The sequence below is a fragment of the Lamprocystis purpurea DSM 4197 genome, assembly GCF_000379525.1.
GTDB classification, from domain to species: Bacteria; Pseudomonadota; Gammaproteobacteria; order Chromatiales; family Chromatiaceae; genus Thiodictyon; species Thiodictyon purpureum.
Genome location: NZ_KB902472.1, coordinates 1 through 1,377 on the forward strand (window position 1 = coordinate 1; position 1,377 = coordinate 1,377).

The following is a 1,377-nucleotide window of genomic DNA, read 5'->3' on the forward strand; positions in this document are numbered from 1 at the left end:
CCATCCGCGGGTTAGCTGTCTCGAAGCTGTACCAGCACTTCAGGGAACGCGATTTCCCCTACGGTCTACAGAATACTCTGTGTACGCTTGCCCTGCACTATTGTTCGCGGCTTACGCCACTCCGCAGCAGGACCAACACTCGATACGGGCGGGCGGCTAACCCTTACCCGACGGGGACTTCCACCCCGCAAGAGACGCCGAGCTTTGCTCGGCGCGATAACGTCCGGCCTAAAGCGGCGCGCGCCACTGATGACCTTGCGAGTTAGCACGACGCCTGTGGCGCGCGCTCGCTTTTAAGGCATAAGGTTAGGCTCTTTTCTTTCTTCTGGAATAGAAACGCGGTAATGACGCCTTTTGGTTCCATATCAGAAACCTCGACTCTGCCTATATTCCGTTAAAATACCGCAAATCTCTGGAGCAAACAAGCTTATGTATTCGTCGCTAAGGCCGCGTGTTCCACTTGGATGCGGAAGGGAGATGATCGTGCAACGTTCAAAACCCTGAAAACCTATTCGGAAAACGCGACCGCAAAACGGGCGCGTTTCAAAATGCAGTCGCTCTTTTTGAATTTCATTGCCCACTACTTTTGTGAATAGCGGAAATACTCTTCCATCCTGTAAAATCTGAATAATCTTTGAGCCTAGAAAGAATATCACTCTTGGCTCGAAAGCCTCAATGTGGGTGACAAAATTTTCGAGTTGATCCGGGGCTAATAGCTTCTCGTGGTAGTCGCTGTCTATTTTGTTGCCGTCGGTGTTACACCAATTTGTTTGCAAAATGCATTTTTCAAAACCTCCACCGTTACCGTCCCTATTTAACTTATGACCCCACAGTTCAAACCAACGAATTACTCTCTGGTCGTACCTCCAACTGAGTGCGCGCGGCCCGAAAAAAGCAGACTTATTGGAAAACGTATATTGGACGCCTTCGTTTCGTATGGTTTTCTCGGGGTGTTCTTGGTCGTACTTACTAAAACCAAACTCATACCCGCATAGCATTATGCCACTGCGATCATTAAATCCCTTGAAAATGCTATTACCTACATTTTGCTCAAACATTATGTCCTCCCTGGCTGCCCGATCTCCGATGCGCCCGGCCAGTGTGCTGCCCTACGTCTACAGACCTTCCGAAGTAGTAGTTACTCCAAAAACTTTCCCGTTTCCGCTACTTACGTGAGTGACAACTTTTGAACCTTTTGATCCAAGGTATTTTCTTGTCAAGTTAGCGCCTCCTGTTGGCGATCCAGATTGTTCCTTTTTTAACGCAAATGTCTCCCCAGACTCGAATGGCACTAATTTAGTCTAACAGACTGAAAATAATGGGGGCTAACCCGCAAGAGTGGTAGGCTGAAGGTTGCGACACCCAACCCATCACCCT

Annotated in this window: 1 protein-coding gene; it reads right to left on the minus strand. The window is 48.7% G+C overall.

Annotated features, from left to right (window positions below; genetic code table 11):
- Positions 1–365: 365 nt before the first annotated feature.
- Positions 366–1,058 carry a hypothetical protein gene (locus tag A39O_RS38190; protein ID WP_083924609.1) on the minus strand — a complete coding sequence of 231 codons (693 nt, stop codon included), beginning with the start codon at positions 1,056–1,058 and terminating at the stop codon, positions 366–368.
- Positions 1,059–1,377 lie beyond the last annotated feature (319 nt).

Coding starts and splice junctions, on each gene's coding strand:
- A39O_RS38190 (WP_083924609.1), bottom strand. CDS start 1,058: ATGTTTGAGCAAAATGTAGGTAATAGCATTTTCAAGGGATTTAATGAT.